Annotated in this window: 2 protein-coding genes; both read left to right on the top strand. The window is 70.9% G+C overall.

Going from position 1 to position 1892, the window contains the following annotated elements; genetic code table 11:
* Positions 1 to 1418: DUF7937 domain-containing protein (locus ELR45_RS35090; RefSeq protein WP_338069597.1), on the top strand; the 1418-nt coding region annotated here is incomplete at its 5' end.
* The coding region (locus tag ELR45_RS40820; RefSeq protein ID WP_240759560.1) for a GTPase Era at positions 1415 to 1892 on the top strand (478 nt) is incomplete at its 3' end. The genes ELR45_RS35090 and ELR45_RS40820, both read left to right, overlap by 4 nt.

The following is a 1892-nucleotide window of genomic DNA, read 5'->3' as shown; positions in this document are numbered from 1 at the left end:
GTCAGGCGGCCTGGCGGGACGTCGCGATCGTCCTCGGCGTCGTCGGCCTGATGATGGCCTTCTGGGCGCTCGGTGCGGAAGAGACGATCGGCGATGCGTGGCTGTTGCGGATCGAGGGGCCGGAGTTCCTGTTCTGGCCGGCGATCGGAGTCGCGGCCGCGGCCCCCGGTGTGCTGGCGCTGATGCGTCCGGACGCCGGAGCGCGGCGTTGGGTGAACCTGACACTGCGGCTGCTGGAGACCGGCGCGATCATCGCCGTCCTGGCGATCGCGATCTACGGGTTCACGTTGGTCGAGAACGAGGATGGGCGTGGTGCCTACATCACCGTGCTCGTGTTCTCGCTGTTCGCCCTGGCGGCTTTCCTCGTTGGGCGGCAGGCGCTGACCAGCGACGCCCGGGCTGGGCGTCCCGTCGTGGTCGGGGTGGCCGGAGCGCTGGTGGTGATCGGCATCGTCAAGGCCGCGGTGCTCGGCAGCTCGGACTCAGCCGACGTCGCGGTCGGTACGGCGACCGTCATCAGCGCGTACTTCGTCTTCGCCGTAGTGATCGTGCTGGCGCTGACCGCGCCGAAATCGGTCCGCGACGAGCTCGGCGCGTTCTCATTCGCTCAGGCGAGCGTCAACGGAGCCCCGGGCCAGCAGCCTGTTGCTTCGCCGGCAGGCCAGCCTGGTGCGCCGGGATACGCAGCCGGCGGATACCCTCCGGCGGCCGGGACACCCGGACCGTCCGCGGCAGCCGCTCCGGGCGCACCCGCGCCGGGGCAGCCCTGGCCTCAGCAGCCCGTGCCCGGGCAGGAGGCTGTGCCTGCGGAGCAGCCGCCAGAGCAGGCGCCGGAGGAAAAGGCGGCCGCTGGCGGCGAGCAGGAGGCGAGTACGGGCGAGCAGCAGGAGAACCTGTCCGAAGCATCGCCGTCCGAGGCGGGGCCGGGGACTAAGGACTCCGCGTCCACGGAGGTGTTCTCCTCTGCTGAGGCTGCTCCCGAGGAGGACGGGCCTGCCGCCGAGGCGCCGACGACGGTCTTCCAGGGCGGCATGCAGACCGAGGACCGGCCGACCCAGGCGTTCCCCGCGACTGAGGAAGCCGCTGGCGAGCCGGCGCACGACGCCGACACGGCGACCGGGGCGACACCCTCGGCGCAGCCGGGCGACGTGACGGGCGATCAGCCGACCGAGGTCCTGAGTGCAACTGGGCCGCAGGAGGCTCCGGAGCCGGAGGCAGCGGCGTCGGGCTTCACCGCGGAGATGGCGTCGGACCCGAACACTGCTCTGCAGACGCTGGCCGACATCGCCCAGAGGGAGCCCTCGCTCCGCCCGCATATCGCGATGAACCCGTCGACGTACCCGGGTCTGCTGGAGTGGCTGGCACAGCTGGGGGACCCCGCGGTCGACGATGCGCTGAGGCGTCGGCAACAGCGATGACGGTTCTCGACAACGGAACAGGCGACCTCGGCGGCTACAGGTCGGGGTTCGCCTGTTTCGTTGGTCGGCCGAACGCGGGCAAGTCCACGCTGACGAATGCCCTGGTCGGTCAGAAGGTGGCGATCACGTCGAGCCGCCCGCAGACGACGCGGCACGCGATCAGGGGGATCGTCCACCGCGACGATGGCCAGCTGGTGCTGGTCGACACCCCCGGCCTGCACCGGCCGCGCACGCTGCTCGGGCAGCGGCTCAATGACCTCGTCCGGACAACGTGGGCTGAGGTCGATGTGATCGGCATGTGCATCCCGGCTGACGAGCGGATCGGACCGGGTGACCGGTTCATCGCCGGTGAGATCGCGCAGATCAGCGGAACCCCGACGGTCGCCGTGCTCACCAAGATCGATGTGGTCACGGACAGCCAGCTCGCGGAGCAGCTTTCCGCGGTCGCGGCTCTCGGTGACGAGATGGAGCTCG

This window comes from Phytoactinopolyspora endophytica, assembly GCF_004138495.1.
Lineage (GTDB): Bacteria > Actinomycetota > Actinomycetes > Jiangellales > Jiangellaceae > Phytoactinopolyspora > Phytoactinopolyspora endophytica.
This window is presented reverse-complemented; position numbering and strand designations above follow the sequence as displayed.